This is a genomic window from Variovorax sp. YR634 (assembly GCF_900106655.1).
GTDB lineage: Bacteria > Pseudomonadota > Gammaproteobacteria > Burkholderiales > Burkholderiaceae_C > Variovorax.
This window is the reverse complement of record NZ_FNOL01000001.1, coordinates 57910-80236: the sequence shown is the minus strand read 5'-3', so window position 1 is coordinate 80236 and position 22327 is coordinate 57910. Positions and strand designations below refer to the sequence as shown.

The 22327-nt window shown below is 66.3% G+C and carries 16 protein-coding genes; 2 read left to right on the top strand and 14 right to left on the bottom strand.

What is annotated here, in order from left to right; genetic code table 11:
* Positions 1-26: 26 nt before the first annotated feature.
* The 8 genes from yjfF to BLV60_RS00340 all read right to left on the bottom strand — a co-directional run bounded on the left by yjfF (position 27) and on the right by BLV60_RS00340 (position 10074).
* Positions 27-1061, bottom strand: coding sequence for a galactofuranose ABC transporter, permease protein YjfF (gene yjfF, locus BLV60_RS00375; protein ID WP_093048205.1), 1035 nt, complete (start codon positions 1059-1061; stop codon positions 27-29).
* Entirely contained in the window at positions 1058-2107 is a 1050-nt protein-coding gene (locus BLV60_RS00370; RefSeq protein WP_093050259.1) for an ABC transporter permease, read from the bottom strand. The genes yjfF and BLV60_RS00370 overlap by 4 nt, the downstream gene beginning before the upstream one ends.
* A 112-nt stretch (positions 2108-2219) precedes the next feature.
* Positions 2220-3743, bottom strand: a complete 1524-nt coding sequence (locus BLV60_RS00365) for a sugar ABC transporter ATP-binding protein (RefSeq protein WP_093048202.1) — start codon at positions 3741-3743, stop codon at positions 2220-2222.
* 9 nt (positions 3744-3752) lie between these two features.
* Positions 3753-4964, bottom strand: a complete 1212-nt coding sequence (gene mmsB, locus BLV60_RS00360; protein WP_007831782.1) for a multiple monosaccharide ABC transporter permease — start codon at positions 4962-4964, stop codon at positions 3753-3755.
* Entirely contained in the window at positions 4951-6477 is a 1527-nt protein-coding gene (gene mmsA / locus BLV60_RS00355; RefSeq protein ID WP_093050256.1) for a multiple monosaccharide ABC transporter ATP-binding protein, read from the bottom strand. Before mmsA ends, mmsB begins: the two co-directional genes overlap by 14 nt.
* Positions 6478-6518: 41 nt before the next feature.
* A complete protein-coding gene (gene chvE / locus BLV60_RS00350) occupies positions 6519-7589 on the bottom strand; it encodes a multiple monosaccharide ABC transporter substrate-binding protein (protein WP_093048199.1) in 1071 nt (356 codons plus the stop codon).
* Between the two features lie 12 nt (positions 7590-7601).
* Positions 7602-8567, bottom strand: coding sequence for an ABC transporter substrate-binding protein (locus tag BLV60_RS00345; protein ID WP_093048196.1), 966 nt, complete (start codon positions 8565-8567; stop codon positions 7602-7604).
* Between the two features lie 52 nt (positions 8568-8619).
* Entirely contained in the window at positions 8620-10074 is a 1455-nt protein-coding gene (locus tag BLV60_RS00340; RefSeq protein WP_093048193.1) for an aldehyde dehydrogenase family protein, read from the bottom strand.
* 146 nt (positions 10075-10220) lie between these two features.
* Between BLV60_RS00340 and BLV60_RS00335 the strand changes: the two genes are divergently transcribed.
* Positions 10221-11180: a LysR family transcriptional regulator gene (locus BLV60_RS00335; RefSeq protein ID WP_093048190.1), complete on the top strand. Its 960-nt coding sequence runs from the start codon at positions 10221-10223 to the stop codon at positions 11178-11180.
* Positions 11181-11294: 114 nt separating this feature from the next.
* Here BLV60_RS00335 and BLV60_RS00325 read toward each other — a convergent pair whose 3' ends face one another.
* Positions 11295-12068 carry an SDR family NAD(P)-dependent oxidoreductase gene (locus tag BLV60_RS00325; RefSeq protein ID WP_093048184.1) on the bottom strand — a complete coding sequence of 258 codons (774 nt, stop codon included), beginning with the start codon at positions 12066-12068 and terminating at the stop codon, positions 11295-11297.
* Positions 12069-12201: 133 nt separating this feature from the next.
* On the opposite strand from BLV60_RS00325, the gene BLV60_RS00320 reads away from it, so the two are divergent.
* Complete coding sequence (locus BLV60_RS00320) at positions 12202-13140, top strand: SMP-30/gluconolactonase/LRE family protein (RefSeq protein WP_093048181.1); 939 nt, start codon at positions 12202-12204, stop codon at positions 13138-13140.
* 1 nt (position 13141) lies between these two features.
* Here BLV60_RS00320 and BLV60_RS00315 read toward each other — a convergent pair whose 3' ends face one another.
* The 5 genes from BLV60_RS00315 to BLV60_RS00295 form a co-directional block, all read right to left on the bottom strand.
* Positions 13142-14218: an aldose epimerase family protein gene (locus BLV60_RS00315; RefSeq protein ID WP_093048178.1), complete on the bottom strand. Its 1077-nt coding sequence runs from the start codon at positions 14216-14218 to the stop codon at positions 13142-13144.
* 24 nt (positions 14219-14242) lie between these two features.
* On the bottom strand, positions 14243-15184 hold the full coding sequence (locus BLV60_RS00310) for an alpha/beta hydrolase family protein (protein ID WP_093048175.1): 942 nt from the start codon (positions 15182-15184) through the stop codon (positions 14243-14245).
* Positions 15181-19926 (bottom strand): CapA family protein, encoded by a 4746-nt coding sequence (locus BLV60_RS00305; protein ID WP_093048171.1) that lies wholly within the window; start codon positions 19924-19926, stop codon positions 15181-15183. The genes BLV60_RS00310 and BLV60_RS00305 overlap by 4 nt, the downstream gene beginning before the upstream one ends.
* A gap of 117 nt (positions 19927-20043) precedes the next feature.
* Complete coding sequence (locus BLV60_RS00300) at positions 20044-21084, bottom strand: OmpA family protein (RefSeq protein WP_093048168.1); 1041 nt, start codon at positions 21082-21084, stop codon at positions 20044-20046.
* 282 nt (positions 21085-21366) lie between these two features.
* The gene (locus BLV60_RS00295) at positions 21367-22245 is read right to left on the bottom strand and encodes a LysR family transcriptional regulator (RefSeq protein ID WP_093048165.1); all 879 of its coding nucleotides are present in this window, start codon (positions 22243-22245) and stop codon (positions 21367-21369) included.
* Positions 22246-22327: the final 82 nt, after the last annotated feature.

Sequence of the window (22327 nt, the reverse complement as noted above, 5' to 3'; positions counted from 1 at the left end):
CGAGGTGTCCTGGGAAAAATTGAAAGTCAGCGCCGGGGTGCGCGCGAGGTAAAGAAGCGTTGCAGCAGGCAGAACACGAACAGCAGCGCACCGACGACGATGCGCGTCCACCACGAGCTCAGCGTGCCGTCGAATGAAATGAGCGTCTGGATGATCCCGAGCATCAGCACGCCGAACAGCGTGCCCGCCACATAGCCCACACCGCCCGTGAGCAGCGTGCCGCCGATCACCACCGCTGCGATGGCGTCGAGCTCCAGCCCTATCGCGTGCAGGCCGTAGCCCGAGAGCATGTAGAAAGTGAAGATCACCCCCGCCAGCGCCGAGCAGAAGCCAGAGAGCGTGTACACGCCAATGAGCGTGCGGCGCACCGGCAGGCCCATCAACATTGCCGAATGCTCGCTGCCGCCAATGGCGTACACCGCGCGGCCGAAAGGCGTGCAGTGCGCAATGAAAATCGCCGCCAGCAGCACCACGATGGCGATCACCGCGCTGATCGACACCGAGGCCTCGCCCCAGATGGGAATGCGGATCTGCGAGACCTCCGAGTAGAACTCGTTGGTGATGCTGATCGAGTCGATGCTGATGAGGTAGCACAGCCCGCGCGCCAGGAACATGCCTGCCAGCGTGACGATGAAAGGCTGCAGCCGGAAGCGTTCGATGAGCAGCCCCATGAACGCGCCGAAGGCCGTGCCCATCACCAGCACCAGCGGAATCACGATGCCCGGGCTCCAGCCGTGCTTCTCGACCAACGAGGCCGACACCATGGTGGTGAGCGCGATCACCGAGCCCACCGACAGGTCGATGCCGCCCGAGAGGATCACGAAGGTCATGCCCACGGCAACGACGATCAGGAAGGCGTTGTCGATCAGCAGGTTGAGGAACACCTGCGCAGAGAAGAAACCGTCGTAGAAAACAGACCCCAGCGTCGCCACCAGCACGAACAGCGAGATGGTCGCCGCCAGCGGCAGGTACTTCGGGTTGAGCCTCTTGCCCCCTTTCCCCTGTGTCCCGCGCGCGGGAGAGGGCTGGGGCGAGGGTGTCGCATCAATCACCGCGCTCATACCTTCGCCCCTTCATGCGCCGGCCGCTGCACCAGCGACCGCACTTCCGCCCTGAACTCGGGCGACTGCAACAGCATCACCGCGAACACCACGCCGGCCTTCACCACGAGATTGATCTCCGGCGGCACCCCCAGCGAATAGATCGCATAGGTCAGCGTCTGGATGATGAGCGCGCCGATCACGCTACCCACCAGGCTGAAGCGCCCACCGGTCAGCGCAGTGCCGCCCAGCGTCACCGCCAGGATCGCATCGAGTTCGATCAGCTGACCTGCGTTGTTGCCGTCCGCGCTCTTCACGTTGGAGCTGATCAACAGCCCCGCCACGCCCGCGCAAGCACCGCAGAACGCATAGGCACCAACAATCAGCCGCCGCGCCTGCACACCCGCCACACGCGCCGCCGTCGGGTTGATGCCCACCGCCTGGATGAACAACCCCAGCGCCGTGCGCGTGATCGCCAGATAGAGCAACACGAACACCGCCGCCACGATGAACAGCGAGAACGGCAGCCCCAGCAGATAACCACTGCCGAGGAAGAAGAAGGGCTTGTAGTAGATCGTGATGATCTGCCCATCGGCAATCAGCTGCGCAATGCCGCGCCCGGCCACCATGAGGATCAGCGTCGCGATGATCGGCTGCATGCCGACCTTGGCCACCAGCAGACCGTTCCACAGCCCGCACAGCAGCGCAATGCCGATGGCCGCGACGATCGCGAGCGACATCGGGAACCGGCTCACGTCATTGGCCACCGAGCCGCCGATCATCCAGGCCGCGAGCGCCGCCGCGATGGCGACCACCGCACCCACCGAGATGTCGATGCCGCGCGTGGCGATCACCAGCGTCATGCCCAGCGACACCAGCACGAGTGGCGCGGCGCGGTTGAGGATATCGATCAGGCTGCCGTAGAGATGGCCTTCTCGCCATTCGAGATGCAGGAAGCTGGAGTTGAAGGCTGTGTTGACTGCGAGCAGGAGCAACAGCGTGATCAGTGGCCACGCAAGTCTGTGGCGCATTGCGTTCGCCAGGCGGTTGTGGTTTTTTTCGGCCATGGTCAGTTGCTCCGGCACGCGTTGTATTCGGGGCGTGTGTGAATGACACCGGGTGCTCCCCTCCGCGAATGTCTCCCGTCGACGTGATCGCGCCCCAAGGACAGGAGGTTGTTCATGCCGCAGCAATCATTTCGTAGACCTCGTCCTCGGAAGAGCCGCCCGGCAGCTCTCCTACCTTCTTCCGGTCCCGCAACACCACGATGCGATGCGCCACTCGCACCACCTCGCTCATCTCCGACGAGATGAAGATCACCGCCATGCCCGCCTTCGCGAGCCTCAGAATTTCTTCCATGATTTCCTGCTTGGCCGCCACGTCGATGCCGCGCGTGGGCTCGTCGAGAATCAGCAGGCGCGGCTCGGTCGCGAGCCAGCGCGCGATCATCGCCTTCTGCTGGTTGCCGCCGGAGAGCAGGCCGATGGGGGTCTCGACACTCGCGGTCTTGATGCCGAGCGACTTGACGAAACGCTCGGCCATCTCGGTCTGCTCGGCGTGCGACAGGAAGCGCCGCGTGCCCAGCCGCGCCTGCAAGGCAAGTGCAATGTTCTCGCGCACCGACAGTTCTGCAACGATGCCGTCGGTCTTGCGCTCCTCGGGGCACAGCGCTAGGCCTTCGCGGATCGCATCGGCCGGATTCGAGAAACTGACGGAACGGCCATCGACCTTTAGCACGCCGCGGTCCGGCGACTCCAGCCCGAACAGCAGCCGCGCAAGCTCCGTGCGGCCCGCGCCCAGCAGGCCCGCAATGCCGACGACCTCGCCTGCACGCACGCGCAAGTCCGTCGCCTGCAGTTGCCCGGCTTGGCCCAGCCCCTCGGCCTGCAATAACGCCGGTGCCGCTTCATCGAACGCAGGCAACGCAGCAGGCCGTGCTGATTGCGCCGCCAGCTCACGCCCGAGCATCGCGGCAATCAGCGCCTGCGGCCCGAGATCGGCCACGCGCCACTCCCCGATCCAGCTGCCGTTACGCAGCACCGTGATGCGGTCCGACACCGCGTACATCTGGTTGAGGAAGTGCGTCACGAAGACGATGGCCAGTCCCTCGCCGCGCAGCCTCCGCAGCACTTCGAACAGCTTCTCCACTTCGTCGTCGTCAAGGCTCGACGTCGGCTCGTCGAGGATCAGCACTTTCGACGACACGCCCAGCGCTCGCGCAATCGCCACCATCTGCTGCACTGCCACCGAGTAGCTCGACAGCAGCCGCGTCACGTCGATGTCGAGCCCGATGCGCGCCAGCAGTTCTTCGGCGCGCCGGTTCACGCAAGCCCAGTCGATGCGAAAGCCCTGCGCCACGCCGCAGCGCGGATAGCGCCCCGCGAACACGTTCTCCGCCACCGACAGGTTCGGGCACAGGTTCACCTCCTGGTAGACCGTGCTGATGCCCAGCTTCTGGGCCTCCAGCGGCGAATGCGGGTGAATCGGCTGGCCGTCGAGGAATATCTCGCCACCGCTCGACGGCAGCACGCCCGTCAGCACCTTGATCAGCGTCGATTTGCCCGCGCCGTTCTGCCCCATCAGTGCGTGGATCTCGCCCGGGTACAACCGCAACTGCACGTCGCGCAGCACCGGAATGCCGCCGAACTGCTTGTGGATGCCCTTGAGCTCCAGCACGGGCGAGGGAGTGTCGTCGTCAGCCATGTACAGCCGTCACTTGTTCTTGTTGTAGACGTCGATGAACACCGCCGCCAGCAGCACCAGCCCCTTGATGACCTGCTGGTAGTCGATGCCGATACCCAGGATCGACATGCCGTTGTTCATCACGCCCATGATGAAGGCGCCGATCACCGCGCCCATCACACGGCCCACGCCACCCGAGGCCGATGCACCGCCGATGAAGCAGGCCGCAATCACGTCGAGCTCGAAGCCCAGGCCCGCCTTGGGCGTGGCCGTGTTGAGCCGCGCCGCGAACACCAGGCCCGCCAGCGCCGCCAGCGCACCCATGTTCACGAAAGTGAGAAACGCGAGCCGCTGCGTCTTCACGCCCGACAGCCGCGCCGCCTTCTCATTGCCGCCCAACGCATAGATGCGCCGGCCGACGGTCGTGCGGTTGGTGACGAAGTCGTACACCACGATCAGCACCGCCATCACGATCAGCACATTGGGCAGGCCCTTGTATGTCGAGAGCAGGTAGCTGAAGAACAGGATGATGGCGGCGAAGAACAGGTTCTTCACCAGGAAGAAGGCATACGGCTCCTGCTCCATGCCGTGCGCCGCCAGCTTGGCGCGCCCGCGCAGCTTGAAGAACACCAGCGCCGCGGCGGCCAGCGCGCCCACCACCAGCGAGGTGGTGCGCAATGCATCGCCCCCCAGCGGATCGGGAATGAAGCCCGAGCTGAGCCGCTGGAACTCCACCGGGAACGGCCCCACCGACTGCCCCGCCAGCAGCGCCAGCGTGAGCCCCTTGAACACCAGCATGCCCGCGAGCGTGACGATGAACGAAGGGATCTTGCGGAACGCCACGAACCAGCCCTGCGCCGCGCCGATGACTGCGCCCGCAAGAATGCTCACGATGGCCGTGGGCACGAAGTGCCACTCGTACTCCACCATCAGCACCGCAGCCAGCGCGCCGATGAAGCCGCACACCGAGCCCACCGACAGGTCGATGTGCCCCGCCACGATCACCAGCAGCATGCCCAGCGCCATGATGACCACGTAGCTGTTCTGCAGCAGCAGGTTGGTGAGGTTCAGTGGCCGCAGCAGCGTACCGTCGGTCAGCACCTGGAACAGCACCATGATCGCGACCAGCGAGATCAGCATGCCGTATTCGCGCAGGTTGTTCTTCAGGAAGCCGACATGCAGCTTCGGCGCTTCGGAAGCGGGAACGGCGGCCTTCACCGCGTTGACTTCAGGCTGCGACATGAACCGAACTCCCCGCACTCACGATGGCATGCATGATGCGTTCCTGCGAGGCCTCGGCGGCCGGAAACTCGGCGACGAAGCGCCCCTCGTTCATCACGTAGATGCGGTCGCACATGCCGAGCAGCTCCGGCAGTTCCGAAGAAATCATGAGAATGCCTTTGCCCTCGCTCGCGAGTTGGTCGATGATGGTGTAGATCTCGTACTTGGCGCCCACGTCGATGCCGCGCGTGGGCTCGTCGAGAATCAGCAGCTCGGGCTTGGTGAAGAGCCACTTGCTCAACACCACCTTCTGCTGGTTGCCTCCCGACAAATTGACCACCAGCTGCTCGACGCCCGAGCAGCGGATGTTGAGCGCCTTGCGGTACTCGTTGGCCACCTTGAATTCGCGCCCGTTGTCGATCACCGAAGACTCGGAAATCGCATCGAGATTCGCCAGGCTGATGTTCTTGCGGATGTCTTCCTCCAGCACCAGCCCCAGGCCCTTGCGGTCTTCGGTGACGTAGGCGATGCCGTGGTCGATGGCCTTGCGCACCGTGCTCACGTCCACCTGCTTGCCATGCATGAACACCGAGCCGCTGATGCGCTGCCCGTAGGACTTGCCGAACACGCTCATGGCCAGCTCGGTGCGTCCCGCGCCCATGAGGCCCGCAATGCCGACGATCTCGCCCTTGCGCACGTTCAGGCTCACGCCCTTGATCTGCTCGCGGTCGGCATGCAGCGCATGGTGCACGCGCCAGTCGCGCACCTCGAACACGGTCTCGCCGATCTTCGGGTCGCGCTGCGGATAGCGGTGCGCCATGTCGCGCCCGACCATGCCGCGGATGATGCGGTCTTCGCTGATCGCCTGCCGCGCGCAGTCCATCGTCTCGACCGTGGCGCCGTCACGCAGCACGGTGATCGAATCGGCCACCTTGGCGATCTCGTTGAGCTTGTGCGAGATGAGGATCGACGCGATGCCCTGGCGCTTGAGCTCCAGCAGCAGCATCAGCAGCGCATCGCTGTCGTTCTCGTTCAGGCTGGCGGTGGGCTCGTCGAGTATCAGCAGCTTCACCTCCTTGGCCAGCGCCTTGGCGATTTCCACCAGCTGCTGCTTGCCCACGCCCAGGTCGGTCACCAGCGTGGTCGGCGGCTCCTTCAGGCCCACCTTGGCGAGCAGCTCGCGCGTCTTCGCATAGGCCGCAAACCAGTCGATCACGCCGCCGCTGGCAATCTCGTTGCCCAGGAAGATGTTCTCGGCAATGGACAGCAGCGGCACCAGCGCCAGTTCCTGGTGGATGATGATGATGCCCAGCTTCTCGCTGTCGGCAATGCCCCGGAAGCGGCGCAGCTCGCCCTCGAAATGGATCTCGCCGGTGTAAGAGTCGCACGGGTAGACGCCGCTGAGCACCTTCATGAGCGTCGACTTGCCCGCGCCGTTCTCGCCGACCACTGCGTGGATCTCCCCGGCGCGCACGCTGAGGTTGACGTTGCTCAGCGCCTTCACGCCGGGAAACGTCTTGGTGATGCCACGCATCTCGAGGATTGCACCAGCATCGGCGATGCTGCTTTCGATGCTCACTTGATCTGGCTTTCCTTGTAGTAGCCGCTGTCGACCAGCACGGTCTTCCAGTTCGATGCATCCACGCTCACCGGCTTGAGCAGGTACGAGGGCACGACCTTGATGCCGTTGTTGTAGGTCTTGGTGTCGTTCACCTCGGGCGTCTTGCCCGAGAGCATGGCGTCGACCATGGCCACCGTGACCTTGGCCAGCTCGCGTGTGTCCTTGAACACGGTGGAGGTCTGCTCCTTGCGCAGGATCGACTTGACCGAGGGCACCTCGGCGTCCTGACCCGACACGATGGGCATCGGCTGCGAGCCCGAGCCGTAGCCCACGCCCTTGAGCGACGACAGGATGCCGATGGACAGGCCGTCGTACGGCGACAGCACCGCGTCGACACGGTCCTTGGTGTAGTAGGCCGACAGCAGGTTGTCCATGCGCGCCTGCGCCACCGCACCGTCCCAGCGCAGCGTGCCGACCTTGTCCATGCCCATCTGCTTGCTGCGCACCACCAGCTTGCCGCTGTCGATGTAGGGCTTGAGCACCGAGAGCGCGCCGTTGTAGAAGAAGAAGGCGTTGTTGTCGTCGGGCGAGCCACCGAACAGTTCGATGTTGAACGGGCCCTTGCCGCTCTTCAGGCCTAGCGCCGCCTCGATCGACTGCGCCTGCAGAACGCCGACCTGGAAGTTGTCGAAGGTCGCGTAGTAGTCGACGTTCTTCGAACCCTTGATGAGCCGGTCGTACGCGATGACCTTCACGCCCTTGTCGGCCGCCTTCTGCAGCACGTCGGACAGCGTGGTGCCGTCGATGGCCGCAATGACCAGCACCTTCGAGCCCTTGGTCACCATGTTCTCGATCTGCGCGAGCTGGTTCGGGATGTCGTCGTCGGCGTACTGCAGGTCGGTCTTGTAGCCCTTGTCCTTGAAGTACTTGACCATGTTGGCGCCGTCGGCAATCCAGCGGGCCGACGACTTGGTGGGCATCGAGATGGCGATCAGGCCCTTGTCCTGCGCGTTGGCCAGCGGCGTGAAGCCGACGATGGCGAACGCGATGCCCGCGAGAGAGGCTTTGAGGAATTTGCGTTTCATGGGTGTGGGCTCTCAGTACTTGCGATTGGGAAACTCTTTCGCGGCAACTTCCATCGGGAAGATGCCCTCGACCGTCACGATGCGCTTGGGCAGCGTCTTGCCGTCCTTGATGTCCTTCACGGCCTGCATCAGCTGCGGCCCGAGCAGCGGGCTGCATTCGACCGACACGTTGAGCTTGCCGGCGATCATGGCTTCGAAGGCGCCCTTCACCCCGTCGATGGAGATGATGGTGATGTCCTTCGCCGGCTTCAGGCCGGCTTCCTCGATGGCCTGGATCGCGCCGATGGCCATGTCGTCGTTGTGCGCGAACAGCACATTGATCTTCTTGCCCTCGGCCTTCAGGAAGGCTTCCATCACTTCCTTGCCCTTGGCGCGCGTGAAGTCGCCTGTCTGCGAGCGGATGATCTTGAACTTCGGGTCGGCCTTGATGATTTCCTCGAAGCCCTTCTTGCGGTCGATGGCCGGCGCAGAGCCCACGGTGCCCTGCAGCTCGACGATGTTCACTTCGCCCTTCTGGTCCTTCATCTTCTCGACCAGCCAGCGGCCTGCCTTGCGGCCTTCCTCGGTGAAGTCGGAGCCCATGAAGGTCACGTAGAGCGAGTCGTCCTTGGTGTTGACGGAGCGGTCGGTCAGCACCACCGGGATCTTGGCGGCCTTGGCCTCGCGCAGCACCGTTTCCCAGCCCGACTCGACCACCGGCGAGAACGCGATGACGTCCACCTTCTGCGCGATGTACGAGCGGATGGCCTTGATCTGGTTTTCCTGCTTCTGCTGCGCATCGGAGAACTTGAGATCGATGCCCGCCTCCTTGGCCGACGACTTGATCGACTCGGTGTTGGCAGTGCGCCATTCGCTCTCGGCCCCCACCTGCGCAAAGCCGAGCACCAGTTTTTTCTGCGCGAGCGCAGAGATGGGCAGCATGCCACTGAGGGCAGCGGCGGCGAGCGCGGTGTTGAGGGTGCGGCGATTCATGGTCATGGAATGTCTCCTTCTGTTGACTTGCTTGTTGAGAACCGTTTTTCGTCGCGGCTCAGGCCAGCATGTAGCCGGTCTTCACCGTCGTGTAGAACTCCGCGGCGTGGCGCCCTTGTTCGCGCGGCCCGTAGCCCGACCCCTTGCGGCCGCCGAAGGGCACGTGGAAGTCCACCCCCGCGGTCGGCAGATTGACCATCGTCATGCCGACCACGGCATGGCGCCTGAAATGCATCGCGTGCTTCAGCGAATTGGTGCAGATGCCCGCGCACAGGCCAAAGGGTGTGTCGTTGCACAGCGCGAGCGCTTCGTCGTAGTCGTCGGCGCGCAGCACGCAGGCCAGCGGGCCGAAGATTTCCTCGCGTGCGATGCGGTGCGAGGGCTTGGCCAGGAACAGCGCGGGGCTCATGTAGTGGCCGACGGTGGCGCGCTCCAGCGCCTCGCCGCCCCACACGTGCTCGGCGCCTTCTTCGCGCGCCACGTCGACCCAGGCGAGGTTCTGCGCCAGGCGTTCTTCGTCGGCCACCGGGCCGATGTCGACGCCGCGCTCCAGCGCGTGGCCGATCTTCAGTGTCTTGAGCCGCTGGCGCAGCTTTGCGACGAAGGCGTCGTGCACCGCCGCTTCGACGATGAGCCGGCTCGACGCGGTGCAGCGCTGGCCTGCCGAGAAGTACGCGCCCTGCACCGCGCAATCGACGGCGCGGTCGAGGTCGGCGTCGGCCAGCACCACCAGCGCGTTCTTGCCGCCCGTCTCCAGCTGCACCTTGGCGCGCCTCGCGGCAGCGGCCTGCAGGATGCGCTCGCCGTTGGCCATGGAGCCCGTGAAGCTCAGCGCATCGACCAGCGCGCTGTCGACCAGCGCCTGCCCCACTTCGCGGCCGCTGCCCATCACGAGGTTGAAGGCACCGGCCGGCAGGGCCGCGCGGCTGATGATCTCGGTCAGCGCCCAGCCGCAGGCCGGCACCAGTTCGGCCGGCTTGAACACCACGCTGTTGCCATGGGCCAGCGCGGGCGCGATCTTCCAGGCGGGAATGACGAAGGGCGAGTTCCACGGCGTGATGAGCCCCACCACGCCGACCGGCTCGCGCGTGACGTCGACCTGCACGCCCGCGCGCACCGAGGCCACGTTCTCGCCTCCGCCGCCGCGCAGGGCTTCACCCGCGAAGAACTTGAAGATCTGGCCCGCGCGCGCCACTTCCGCAACGGCCTCGGGCAGAGTCTTGCCCTCTTCGCGCGCCAGCAGCAGGCCCAGGTCGTCCTTGCGTGCGAGCAGCTCGGCGCCGATGCGGTCGAGCACGTCGGCGCGCCGCTGCGGCGTGCTGTGGCTCCAGTGGGGAAAGGCCTCGGTGGCCGCGCGGATGGCGGCCTCGGCCTGGCGGCGATCGGCACGTGCGTACTCGGCCACCACTTCGCTGGTGTCCGAGGGATTGGCGCTCACACCCGTGGTCGCGCTGGTTTCCCAGCGGCCATTGATGTACTGCCGCACGTTCTGATGGATCTCGCCGTGAATCACCGGGGCGCGGACCTTGTCTCTGTTGTTATTGGAGTGCCGCGAGTCTATGAATAGATTTGATATCAATCCAATCGTTTTTTAAGCAAAATGGATATCGATCATCGGATTCTGGAAAACCCGATCAGTCCTTCGTTTCAAGAGACGACATGACCAACTACAACCACTGGTTCATCCGCGCCCGGCTCAAGACCCGGCAACTGCTGCTGCTCGTGGCCCTGGCCGAGGAAGGCAACATCCACCGCGCGGCGCAGGTGCTCAACATGACGCAGCCCGCCGCCTCCAAGCTGCTGAAAGACCTGGAAGACGTGCTGGAGGTGCCGCTGTTCGACCGCCTGCCGCGCGGCATGCGCCCGACCTGGTACGGCGAGACCATGATCCGCCACGCCCGCGTCGCGCTAGCGAGCCTGAACCAGGCGCACGACGAACTCACCGCGCTCAAGGCCGGCCGCTTCGGCCAGGTGAGCGTGGGCGCCATCACCGCGCCGGGCCTCACGCTGATGCCGCCCGCCGTGGCCATGGTGAAGCGCGAGCAGCCCGACCTGCGCGTGTCGCTGGAAATCGAGACCAGCCCGGTGCTGATCGAGCGGCTGGAGCAGGGCAAGCTCGACATCCTGGTGGCGCGCCTGTTCGCCGAGCACGACAAATCGCAGCTGCGCTATGAGGCGCTGACCGAAGAGCCCGTGTGCGCGCTGGTGCGCCCCGGCCATCCGCTGCTGGGCGTGAGCGGGCTCACGCTGCGCGACGTGGTGAGCGCCGGCTGGATCGTGCCGCCCGCAGGCAGCGTGCTGCGGCACCGCTTCGAGCTGATGTTCCAGGAAGAAGGCCTCGCCCCACCGACCAACACCATCGAGAGCTCGGCCCTGCTCTTCATCACGCGCATGCTGCAGCAGAGCGACATGGTGGCCGTGCTGGCGACCGACGTGGCGCGCTACTACGCAGCGCACGGCATCGTGTCGCTGCTGCCGCTGGACATGCCCTGCCACATGGACGCCTTCGGCATCATCACGCGCACCGACCGGCTGCTGTCGCCGGCGGCGAAGGTGATGATGAAGGCGCTGAAGACGGCCAGCATGAGCGTCTACGGACGCAAACTCGAAATCGATTGACCGGATTCATTCGCGGAATGCCGCGGAACCGGCTTTGCCGGGCCGCTGGCATTGCCCCCGGCGAGGGGGTTGGCGAAGCGACACGAAGTGCGCGAAGCCTGGGGGAGTGCCTGATTACGTCCAGCCGGCGTCGACGGTGAACTCTTGCGCCGTGCACATCTTCGCGTCGTCAGACGCGAGGAACAGCACCATGCGCGCGATGTCTTCCGGCATCAGCTTGTCGGGCAGGCACTGGTTGCGCTGCAAGGCCTTCTCGCCCTCTTCATCGAGCCACAGCTTCACCTGCCGCTCGGTCATCACCCAGCCGGGCGACACGGTGTTGATGCGGATGCGGTCGCGGCCCAGGTCCACCGCGAGCCCGCGCGTGAGCCCGTTCACCGACGACTTGGCAATTGCGTAGCAGGGGTAGCCCGATCCCTTGGTCTGCCAGCCCGTCGAGCCCAGGTTGACCACCGACCCGAAGCCCAGCCGCTTCATACCCGGCACCACCGACTGGATCGCGAACAGCGCGGGCCGCTCGTTGATGGCCATGCGGTTGTCGTAGTAGTCGGGCGTGACCGATTCGAGTGTGTGGCGGTCGTCGCTCGCCACGTTGTTGACCAGCACAGCGAAGTCGCCGAGTTCGGCGGCCGCGTCGGCAATGGCCTTCTGCAGCGCGGCGATGTCGCGCACGTCGCAGGCGCGCCACCATGGCGCCGCGTGGCCGGCCTCTTTGATTTGCTGCGCGAGCGCCGCGCTGGCGCCCTCGGCAATATCGACGAAGGCTACGCGCGCGCCCTGCGCAGCGAAAGCAGCGACGATGGCCGCACCAATGCCGCTGCCGCCACCGGTGACGAACACAGTGCGGTCCTTCAAGCTGGGATGAATGGAAAGCTGGGGGGAATTCAAGAAAAGTCTCCGAGGTACGCATCACACGACATTGCAATATGAATATCAGTTGATGCCAGTATTTTCAATTTCCGTTATCAATATGCCTTGATACGATCCGCCGCGTCAAGAAGACATCACAAGGAAAGAACAAATGAAAGAGACAAGCCCCCTTCCCTCATTGCCCGCGCCTTCGGTCGCAGGCGAGCCCGAATGCATCTGGCCCGCCGGCGCCGAGCTCGGCGAGGGCACGCTCTGGTCGCAGCGCGAACAGGCGCTCTACTGGATCGACATCCTCACGCCGCGCCTGTTCTGGTTTCGCCCCGCCGACGGTGCGCGACGGGCCTGGCAGTTCGACGAAGAGATCACCGCGATCTCCGAGCGCGCGACGGCACCGGGCCTGATCCTCACGCTGCGCCGCGGCTTCGCGCTCTTCGACACTACACAGCTGCCGGGTGCCGGCGCGAAGCCGCACTACCTGCACCAGCCCGAACCCGAGCGCACCGGCAACCGCTTCAACGACGGCAAGTGCGACAGCCGCGGCCGCTTCTGGGGCGGCAGCATGGACTTCGACTGCAAGGCTCCCACCGGCGCGCTCTACCGCTACGACGCCGACGGCCGCTGCACGAAGCACGACGACGGCTTCGAAGTGACCAACGGCCCGACGTGGTCGGCCGACGGCCGCACCATGTATTTCAACAACACGGTGCTGAACAATCTCTACGCCTACGACTTCGACATGGAAGCGGGCACCGTGTCGAACCGGCGCGTGTGGCACCGCTTTCCGAAGCCCGATGGTCTGCCCGACGGCATGACCACCGACGCGGCCGGCCGGTTGTGGATCGCGCACTGGGGCGGCTCCTGCGTGACCTGCCATGACCCGGTGAGCGCAGCCGAGCTGTGCCGCATCGTGCTGCCCGCGAGCCACGTCACCGACTGCGCCTTCGGCGATGCCGACCTGCGCACGCTCTACATCACGACCGCGCGCAACGGGCTTACTGCAGAACAGCAGGCGGCCGAGCCGCTGGCGGGTGGGTTGTTCAAGGTGCGCATCGACAGCCCTGGCGTGCCGGCGGCACTGTTCGCTGGCTAGTTCAGCCGATAACGCCGAAACGATGTTCCGTCGAGCTGCGGAACACCTCCCCCGGCCGCAGCACCGTAGACGGAAACCCCGGCTGGTTCGGTGAGTCGGGATAGTGCTGCGTCTCCAGGCACAGCCCATCGCCCTGCCGCAGGCTGGTACCCGCGCTGCCCATCAGGCTGCCGTCGAGAAAATTGCCTGAATAGAACTGCACGCCGGGCTCGCTGGTGTGCACCTCCATGACGCGGCCCGTGGCCTCGTGCTCCAGCCGCGCCGCAAGCGCGAGGCCGCGATCGAGTTGAGCGCAGTCCAGCACCCAGTTGTGGTCATAACCATGTGCAAGCAGCAACTGTTCGTGGCCTTCGCGGATGCGCTCGCCGATGCGAGTCGCGCTGCGAAAGTCGAACGGCGTCGAAGCCACATCGGCCAAGCCAGTCGGAATCAGCGTCACATCCACCGGGCAGTAGCGGCTCGCGGCGATCATCAGCCGGTGGTCCATCACCGAGCCGCTGCCTGCGAGGTTGAAGTAGTCGTGGTGGCTCAGGTTCAGCACCGTGGGCTTGTCGGTCAGGGCGCTGTAGTCGATGCGCCATGTGTTTGCGCTCGCGCTCAGCGTGTAGCGCACTGTCAGCTGTACCTCGCCGGGGTAGCCTTCTTCGCCGTCGGCGCTGGTGTAGCGCAGCTCGATGGCGATGTCGTCGCCGGCCTCTTGCGCCGACAGCGGCACGATGTCCCAGAAGCGCGTGCCGAATCCCTTCGCACCGCCGTGCAGCGAGTTGACGCCATCGTTCAGCCCCAGCTGATGCACCGTGCCGTCGAGCGTGAAGCGCCCCGCCGCAATCCGGTTCGCAAAGCGTCCGACGATGGTGCCGAAATGCGGATGCGGCTTGAGGTAGTCGGCAAGCGTCGGCAAGCCCAGCACGATATTCGCGCTGCGCCCATCGCGGTCGGGCACGCGCAGCGCGGTGACGATGCCTCCGTGGTTGATGGCGCTCAGGCTCAGGCCGCGGCCGTTGCTGAGGGTGTATTCGGTGACGATGCGGCCGTCGGGCATGCGGCCGAACTCGCGCGATGTGATGCTGCTGCTCATGTGTCTCCTGCCTGCCGGAATTGTTTAGGGGAACAACGCCTCGCGCGCGCACTGCGAAGCGGTGCGCAGCGCGATGCGGTCCTTGAGGTCATGGTAGTCGGGCGGCTCGGCGGCGTGCGTGCGCAGTTCGATGCGATGACCGGCCTTGGACACAGCGTCGGCAAAGCGCTCCTGCAGCGCGAAGGGCGTGTTCCTGTCGTCGCGGTTGCCGATCAGCACGATACGCCGTGCCGGGTCGCGCACGATGCCGCCCACGTGGTCCAGCGGGTCATAGAACTGCGCGCTGCCGGTGGTGTCGGTGCGGCCGTCTCTCGAGCGGCCCAGCAGGCGCGCGCGCTCCAGCAATCCGTAGGCACCCGAAGTCAGCACCGCGCAGGCCACGCGCGTGCGGCCCAGCGTGAGCAGCGCGGCGCCCGCGGTGGCACCGCCGCTGTGGCCGACGATGACGATGCGCTGCAGCCTGTGGCGCTGCATGAGCGCGTCGAGCGCGGCATCGAGCGCGTGGAACTCCACCAGCTGGCGGCGCTTGCGGTGGTCGCCCGAAGAGCCGTACGTGCCGGGCCGCGCCACGAAGATCCACGGCACGCCCGCGCGGTCGCGGCTGCGCTGCGCATCGAGCATGCGCAGGTCTTCGGTGTTGTCGGGAATGCGCGTGGGCGCCTGGTCCATCACGCTGTCGCGGTCGCCCGAGAACTGCACGATGGCGATGCGCGCGCCCTCGATGTCGTCGCTCGCGAAGTAGCGGATGCAGGCGGGGCCCTCTGCGGTCTGCACCCACAGGTAGCTGTTGCGGTCGGGGCAACTGGCGCGGTCGGCGGGCTGGTTCCAGTGCAGCACTTCGTCGTTGGCCGCAGCGAAGGGCCGGGGCACGTCGGGGCCGGTACGCTGCGCGCAGGCCGCCTGCGCCAGCGCGAGCAGAACGAGGGCGCAGCGCGCATATCGACGGAAGAGGCTCGATGCAGTCATAGCCGTTGCAGCAGTGCGGGGATGCTACCGAAGTCGGATCGGTCGCGGTCGCCCTTCACCAGAACCAGGTCACCGTCGCGCAAAAAGCCTTCGAGGTAGTTCGCGAGCTGCACGGCGTTGTCGAAGTGCGGGCCGAGCAGATCGGCGGGCACTTCCTCGCGCAGCCAGCGCATTTCTTCGCCATGCGTCACGAGGTGCTGGATGCCCGAGGCCAGCAGCGGCCCGGCCAGGCTGCGGTGCATGGCCTCGGTGTCGTTGTCGAGATTCACGATGCGCCCCAGCACGCCGATCTTGCGCATCACAGGGCCGCTGCTCTCCGCGCGCTGCCAGGTGCGCACGAACTCCATCGCGTTATGCATTGACATGACTTCGGCGTTCCAGCTGTCGTCGATCAGCGTGGCCTGCACGCCGGCCTGCGTGCGCAGCGCGCGCACCTGCATCACCGAGGCCGGCAGGCGCACGTGCGGCATGCGCGCGCAGGCGGCCTCGCCATCGAAGCCCATGGCCAGCAGGGCCGCGAATGCGAGCGCCGAGTTGCGCACCAGCCCCGCGCTCTCGACCGGAAACAGGTACTCCAGCGTGCGCCCTGGCACGGCAATACGCACGCGGCAGCCGCCACAGGGCTCGGGCCGGGTGTCGACAATGCGCACGTTGGCCTCGGGCCCGGTGCCGACCACCCAGAGGGCGCCCGCCGTGCGTGCGGCCGCTGCCACCACCTGCTGCAGGCAGGGAATGTGATCGGGCACGATCGCCACGCCGCCGGGCTCCAGCCCCAGGAAGATGCGCGACTTGTATTCGGCCGTGAGTTCCAGCGTCGAGGCCTGGCGCGTCTGCGACAGGCCGATCTCGGTGATGAGTGCCACGTGCGGCCGCGCCACCAGCGAGATCGGGCCGCGGTCCATCCATAGCCCGCTCTGCGCCATCTCGAGGATGCACACGTCCACGTCGGGCCCGAGGTTGGCCAGCATGGCAGGCACGCCGACGCGCGAGTTGTAGTTGTCGATGGTGGTGTGCACGCGCGCGCGCTCGGGCAGCAGGTCACGCAGCATCGCGATGGTGGACGACTTGCCGACCGTGCCGGTCACGCCCACCACGAAGCCCTTGTAGCGCGCCCGCGCGGCGGCGCCCATGGCGAGCATTGCCGCAATGGGATCGTCCACTTGCAGCAGCGGGAAGGCCGGATCGAGCCCGTCCACCGCGTGCGCGACCACTGCGCCGGCCAGCTCGGAGTGCAGGCGGGGCAGTTCGAGGTGGCGATCCCAGTTGTCGGTGCGCGGCTTGCTGTAGTTCTCGTGCGCGGCCAGTGTGCGGTAGTCGGAGGCGACGAAGAGCGAGGGCTTCGGCAGCAGCTCCATGTGGACCGGGCCGCGCACCACCGAGTTGGCGAACCAGCCCGGCGGCGGCTCGACGAGCCATCGGCCGCGCGTGGCCTTTTGCAGTTGCTCGGCGGTCCACACGGGCGCGGGGTCGGGGCCCGCGCCGGGGCGGTCGGCCATGAGCACTGGCGCTGTGCGTTCCGGCAAGGGCGTAGGAGCGTCCGGCACGCGCAGGCCGCACCACAGCGCGAGACGGCGCGCGGCTGGCAGGTCAGGCAGTGCGCCGCGCACGCTCACTTCGAGCTGCAGCACGTCGCTTTCCAGCAGGCCGCCGCGCGGCGGGCGCAGGCCGTAGCGGTCGCGGTAGATGCGGCCGGGCTCCCAGCGGCTGGTGGGCCACATCCAGTCGCAGGGGTCGTGGTCCATGCTCTCGCCCCAGGGCGGCATGCGGGTGCTGCGCATCGGCATCGCGCGGAAGTACAAGCGCAGGTCGACCGCGACGGGCTCGTCAGCGATCCAGAAAGATTCGACCCACAGCATGCGGCGCCCGACGATCTGCCACGGCGTGCAGCGCAGGCCCACGAGGCGCAGCGGGCCGATCTGCAGCGGCGTGATGCGCGCGTCTTCGGGCACGGCGTCGACCAGCCATTCGGGCCGTGGTGTCTGTACCGACTCCACGACAGGCGCCGGGCTGAAGACTGGTGCGGCTGCGGAGGCCGAGTCGGGCCGAAAGGCAGGCCGCTCGGGCGGCGACAGTCGCACCGCGCAACGGCCGCCAGACACCAGAACCATCTCCGTCCCGAGCGCGCGGCATTGCGCTGCAAAGCGCTCGCTCAAGGCCTGCGCCTTGTCGCCTTCGAGCTGCCGCGAGAAACCGAAGCCGACGCCAATGGGTGTGAACATCACCTCCTCGACACCGCGCGGCCCCAGCGTCAGCGAGAACACGCCCGAGTCTGCGAAGTCGTTGCGCACCGAGTCGAACAGCAGGTCGCCGGCGTCGTGCAGGATCGGCCGGCCGCGATAGATCTCGATGCCCTGCAGCACATGCGCCGAAGTACCGAGGATCGCGTCCGCGCCGGCATCGACGATGGCATGGCCGACGGCGATCTCGGCCTGCGTGGGTTCGGTCTCGAGGTTGGCACCCCAGTGCACAGCCACCAGCACTACATCGGCCTCGCGGCGCGCGGCCTCGATGCGCGGCGCGAGCGTGGCGGTCCACGCAGCAGGGTCGTCCAGCGACAGCCAGGCGGCGCCCGCACGCTCGGCCGTGGCGGCAAATTCGGGCTGCGTGGCGTCGAGCGAGAACAGCGCCACGCGCACGCCGCCCGCGCGCCGGAACGCCGGGCGCAACGCCGCCTCTGGCGTACGGCCTGTGCCGGCGTGGGCGATGCCCGCCGCGTCCAGCAGGCCCTGCTGTTCCATGAGCGCATCGGGGCCGTAGTCGCCGCTGTGGTTGTTGGCGGTGGTGACCATGCCGATGCCGGCCTCGGTCAGCACCGCGAGCATTTCGGGGCGGGCGCGGTAGTAGTAGGGAGCCGTCTCGTCCTTGTCGACGCCCTGCTCGCCGATGGTGGCAACCACGCATTCGAGGTTCGCGATGCGCAGGTCGGCCTCGCGCAGCGCGGCGATGTCGCCGAGCATCTTTTTCGCGCCGCCGAGTTCGTGCAGCCGGTAGTGCTGGCGGCGCGCGAGATTCACGTCACCTCCCCAGGCAATGATGCCGGTAGCTGTTGTTGCCTGCGCGTCTTGCTGTGCCTCGCGCTCCTTCAGCATCCGGTGATACGCCACGTACCCCGAGAGGTAGTGCTCCACGTCGTCGATGCGCACGCGAAAGCTGTGGTGCTTGATGAAGAACGAGCCGGCGATGCGCGCCGGATTGCGGAAGAACATCGCCAGCTCGGGCCAGAAGTGGCCGTTGGCGAGGTAGCGCGCGCGGTATGCCAGCGCACGGTCGAACTTGTCGCGGTCGAGACCGGCCAGCAATGGGCGCAATGCGGGATCGGCTTCGAGCCGCAGCACCATGTCGCGCGCGGCCATCATCAGTTCGAGCAGCGTGGGAAAGGTGGTGATGCGCTCCAGCACGAAGTCGAGATAGCCCGCCACGTTCTGCAGGCCGAACTGGTAGTAGCGCGTCTCGGGCCGGTAGCGCGTGAGTTCGTTGACGCAGTAGCTCAGCCAGTGGTCGTGCGCGCGCCAGTGCTCAGCGGCAATGAAATGATCGAAGGCCTTCTCGACGACCGCGAGCCAGCGCTCGTCGCGCGTGAGGCCGTACAGCCGCATCAGGCCGAAAGCGGCCTCGCCGTCGTAGTAGATGACGCGGAACCTGTCCTTCACGTCGAGCGCGGGCGCATTCAGCACGTGCACGAAGCTGCCCGTCTCCGCATCCTGCATGTGGCGGATGCCGAGCGCGAGCTGCTCCAGCAGCGGCAGGTATTTCCTGTCGCCCGTGAGCTCGGTGTACTTGACCAGCGCGAGCAGGCACACGGCGTTGCCGCCGAGCTTGATCTCGCTGCCGATGTCCAGCAGGTAGGCGGCGCGCGTGCCGTCCGGCAGGTGGGCCGGGCGGATCAGCGTGCCGGTGAGGAAGGCCAGCGAGCGGTCGATGGCGGCCTTGAGCGTGTCGCTGCGCGTGAGCTCCCAGGCTTCCAGCATCGCGTAGGTGGAGCTGGCGTGGCGCAGCGTGTTGTAGGTGGGGATGGCGCGGTCGAAGCAGGGAAACCAGCCGTAGTGGAACTCGCCCGTGGGCTTGACCTGCTCGGCGAGGTAGTTGCCGGCGTTGTCTACCAGCGCATGGACTTGCCGCGCATTCCATTCGCGCAGCTCGCGAAATCCGGCCGCCTGGCCTTCGGCGGTGATGGGCCATGCGCCCTTTGCATCCACGTACACGGCCCGCGTGGTGAAGCACCAGACGGGCGTCGCGTCATCCGCAGGAAAGTCGATCTCGCGGCCAAAGCGCCGCTTGCAGTGCAGGCGCAGGTTGCCGGTGTTGGGCTCGGCATGCTCCACGTCGCCGTTGTAGAGGATCGCGCTGCCGTGCATTTCCTGCGCGAGCAGCGCGAACTCGAAGCGCGCATCGAAGGCGATGCCCTCGTTGAAGTAGTTGCGCTTGGTTTTGGCCAGCTTCGCCTTCAGCGCGGCCCAGCTCATGGGCGTGACCTTGTCGACCACCTCGGCGCGCAAGCGCTGTGGTGTCTGGCCGGTGCGCCTGGCTTTCTCGGCGGCGGCGCGCCATGCGGCGTCGATGTCGGCGCCACGCCCAGAAACCACGCGAGCCCGGGTGTCGTCTTCACCAGTAGCAAGGAACACCACGCACCCTGCTTCGCCGGTGGCGGGCGTTGCCGCGGGCAGCACACCCGCCGGGTCCGCCAGGGCTTGTCTGGCGCGATTCAACAGATCGGCAAGAAAATTCTTCGAGTCGTTATTCATGCAGCCGCGAATGATGACAGGCCCAAGCGTGGCCTGCCATCCCGGCAATCCATGGAAACCGACTGCAAGCCGGCCCCGATCTGACGACCGTCAGCTGACCGCCGACTGACCGCGCGGCTACAGCCGCAGCAGCTCGACGCGACGGTTCTTCGCGCGGCCTTCTTCGTTGGTGTTCGGCGCCACCGGCTCCTTGGAACCGGCGCCGCGCGAAGTGAATCGCCGCGCATCGAGCCCCGTCTTCGCAAGCGCCGCAATGACCGACACGCTGCGCCGGCGCGAGAGGTCGGCGTTGTGCGGCTCTTCGCCCTGCGCGTCGGTGTGGCCCACCACCTGCACGCGCAGTTGCGGGTTGCTGCGCATCAGCTTGGCGATCTCGTCGAGCGTGGGCTGCGAGTCGGGCTTGATGCTGTCCTTATCGAGGTCGAAGTGAATGCCGTAGAGGCTGATGCGGCCGTTCTCCGCCAGCCCCTTCTGCATGGCCGTGGCATCGACGAAGACGATCTTGTCGCTCTCCATCGCCTTGCTCTCGACCACGCGCACGAAGGCGAAGTTGCCGCGGCTGTTGCCTTCGGCGAGCGCGATGCTGGCGTAGACCTTGCCGTTGGGGCCGTCGTATTGCGCGAGCAGGTAGCGGCCGCTGTTGTCGAAATAGTTGCTCACGAACTGGCGCCCGCGGCCGATCATCGGCCACTCGGGCGTGTCGATGGTGTTGGCCAGCACCGAGACGTCGGTGAACGGCGTTTCGCGGTCGAGGTCTTTCTTGTAGCAGCTGCTGTCGGTGGTGGCGCACGCGAACAGTGTCTGGAAGCCCTTGGCCTTCAGGCCAGCCTCGTAGTTGCGTTGCACTTCGAGCAGCGAGCGACCATCGGGCAGGCGGTAGTAGTAGAGCGAGACCTTACCCGCGACTTGCAGCAGGCGCGGCTTGGGCACGGGGTCGCCCCAGTTCTGGATCGGTTCGCGCAGCAGGCCGACTTCGTCGTAGTCCTTGCTCTGGAAGGCATCCATCACCGAGCCTTCGTAGCGCCCGACCAGCGGATGATCTTTGGCGGGCTCGGCGGCCGATGTGACGGTGGCGGCCGCGAGCAGCGCGGCACACGCCAGTAGTTGTTGCAGGCGCCGGCCGAAGTTGGGCCGGAACGCGGGGAGTGAATGAGCCATTGTGGTTGTCCGTTTTCCATGCGAATCGCGCCTCGGATGAGGCGCGATTCGAAGGTATCGGCGGCTCGTTGTGCGGGCAATAAGCCGTTTGGCATGCCTGTTAAGAAGAAGCCTTTAAGAATGAGCACTGGGTGGTGAAAATTTGTCCCTGCTCGCTGAACGATCACGCCGATGGGGTGCCTTGCGCAGCGAAATAAAGGAGGAGGCCGAAGGCCGGGGGACATTCGCGGAGCAAGGTACCCCGTCGGCGTGATCGCGCCCCGAACGAGCCACGCCAACACTTCAAGCCCACGCCTCCATCACAGCACTGCGCACGGCATCAACCGCCACAGGCCGCCTGCCCTCAGCCGGCGCAACCCAACACAGCCAAGTGTGCGAACGCCATCCGTTCCAGATCGCGAGTTCGCCATTGCGCTCGCCCTGCTCTGCCTGGTCGAGCCGCATCAGGCCCGCGCCCATGCCGCTTGCGACCATGCTGCGGATGGCGCTCTCGCCATCGGCCGTGCGGCCCTGGCGGTATTCACGGCCTGCGCCGGCGAACAGCTTTTCGAGATGCACGCGCAGGATGCACGAAGGCGGCGTGCCCACCCATGGCAGGTTCGTAAGCTGGTCCAGCGAGAGGTCGGGATGCGCTTCAGCCACCGGCAGCGGCAGGGTCACGACGAGGTCGATCACGCCGAGGCGGTGCAGCTCCAGCCCATCGATCTGCTCGCCGTCGCTGAGAACGTAAGCGCAGTCGAGATCGCCGCGTTGCACTGCCGACAGCGTTTCGTACGACAGGCCCTGCTTCAGCTGCAGCGCGACCTGCGGATGGCGCTCCGCCAGCTTCACCAGCACCTCGCCGAGCCGCAGCGCCACCGGATCGACCACGGTGCCGAAGCGCACCACGCCCTGCGCCGCACCGCGCAGCTGGTCGGCCGCCGAGCGCATGCGCGATGCGGAAGCCAGCGTGCGCTCGGCCTCTTCCAGCAGGCTGAGGCCGGCCTCGGTAGGCGACATGCCCTTCGGCGTGCGTTCGAACAGCTTCACGCCGAGCTCGTCTTCCAGCGCCTTGAGCTGTGCGCTCACCGCCGGTGCGCTGGTGAACACGCGCTCGGCGGCGCGGGTCAGGCTGCCTTCCTTGGCGATGGCGACGAAGGTCTTGAGTTGGTAGAGCTCCATGGGAGCGGATTGTGAGCTTGGCGGCCGCTTCAGTCTGTTCGCTTTTTTGGAGACCCCTGTCCAAAGAAGCGAATGGCATTTG

Coding starts and splice junctions, on each gene's coding strand:
- BLV60_RS00345 (WP_093048196.1), bottom strand. CDS start 8,567: ATGACCATGAATCGCCGCACCCTCAACACCGCGCTCGCCGCCGCTGCC.
- BLV60_RS00300 (WP_093048168.1), bottom strand. CDS start 21,084: ATGGCTCATTCACTCCCCGCGTTCCGGCCCAACTTCGGCCGGCGCCTG.
- mmsA (WP_093050256.1), bottom strand. CDS start 6,477: ATGCGTGGCATCACCAAGACGTTTCCCGGCGTGAAGGCGCTGAGCAAC.
- chvE (WP_093048199.1), bottom strand. CDS start 7,589: ATGAAACGCAAATTCCTCAAAGCCTCTCTCGCGGGCATCGCGTTCGCC.
- BLV60_RS00365 (WP_093048202.1), bottom strand. CDS start 3,743: ATGGCTGACGACGACACTCCCTCGCCCGTGCTGGAGCTCAAGGGCATC.
- yjfF (WP_093048205.1), bottom strand. CDS start 1,061: ATGAGCGCGGTGATTGATGCGACACCCTCGCCCCAGCCCTCTCCCGCG.
- BLV60_RS00370 (WP_093050259.1), bottom strand. CDS start 2,107: ATGGCCGAAAAAAACCACAACCGCCTGGCGAACGCAATGCGCCACAGA.
- BLV60_RS00295 (WP_093048165.1), bottom strand. CDS start 22,245: ATGGAGCTCTACCAACTCAAGACCTTCGTCGCCATCGCCAAGGAAGGC.
- BLV60_RS00335 (WP_093048190.1), top strand. CDS start 10,221: ATGACCAACTACAACCACTGGTTCATCCGCGCCCGGCTCAAGACCCGG.
- BLV60_RS00310 (WP_093048175.1), bottom strand. CDS start 15,184: ATGACTGCATCGAGCCTCTTCCGTCGATATGCGCGCTGCGCCCTCGTT.
- mmsB (WP_007831782.1), bottom strand. CDS start 4,964: ATGTCGCAGCCTGAAGTCAACGCGGTGAAGGCCGCCGTTCCCGCTTCC.
- BLV60_RS00315 (WP_093048178.1), bottom strand. CDS start 14,218: ATGAGCAGCAGCATCACATCGCGCGAGTTCGGCCGCATGCCCGACGGC.
- BLV60_RS00305 (WP_093048171.1), bottom strand. CDS start 19,926: ATGAATAACGACTCGAAGAATTTTCTTGCCGATCTGTTGAATCGCGCC.
- BLV60_RS00320 (WP_093048181.1), top strand. CDS start 12,202: ATGAAAGAGACAAGCCCCCTTCCCTCATTGCCCGCGCCTTCGGTCGCA.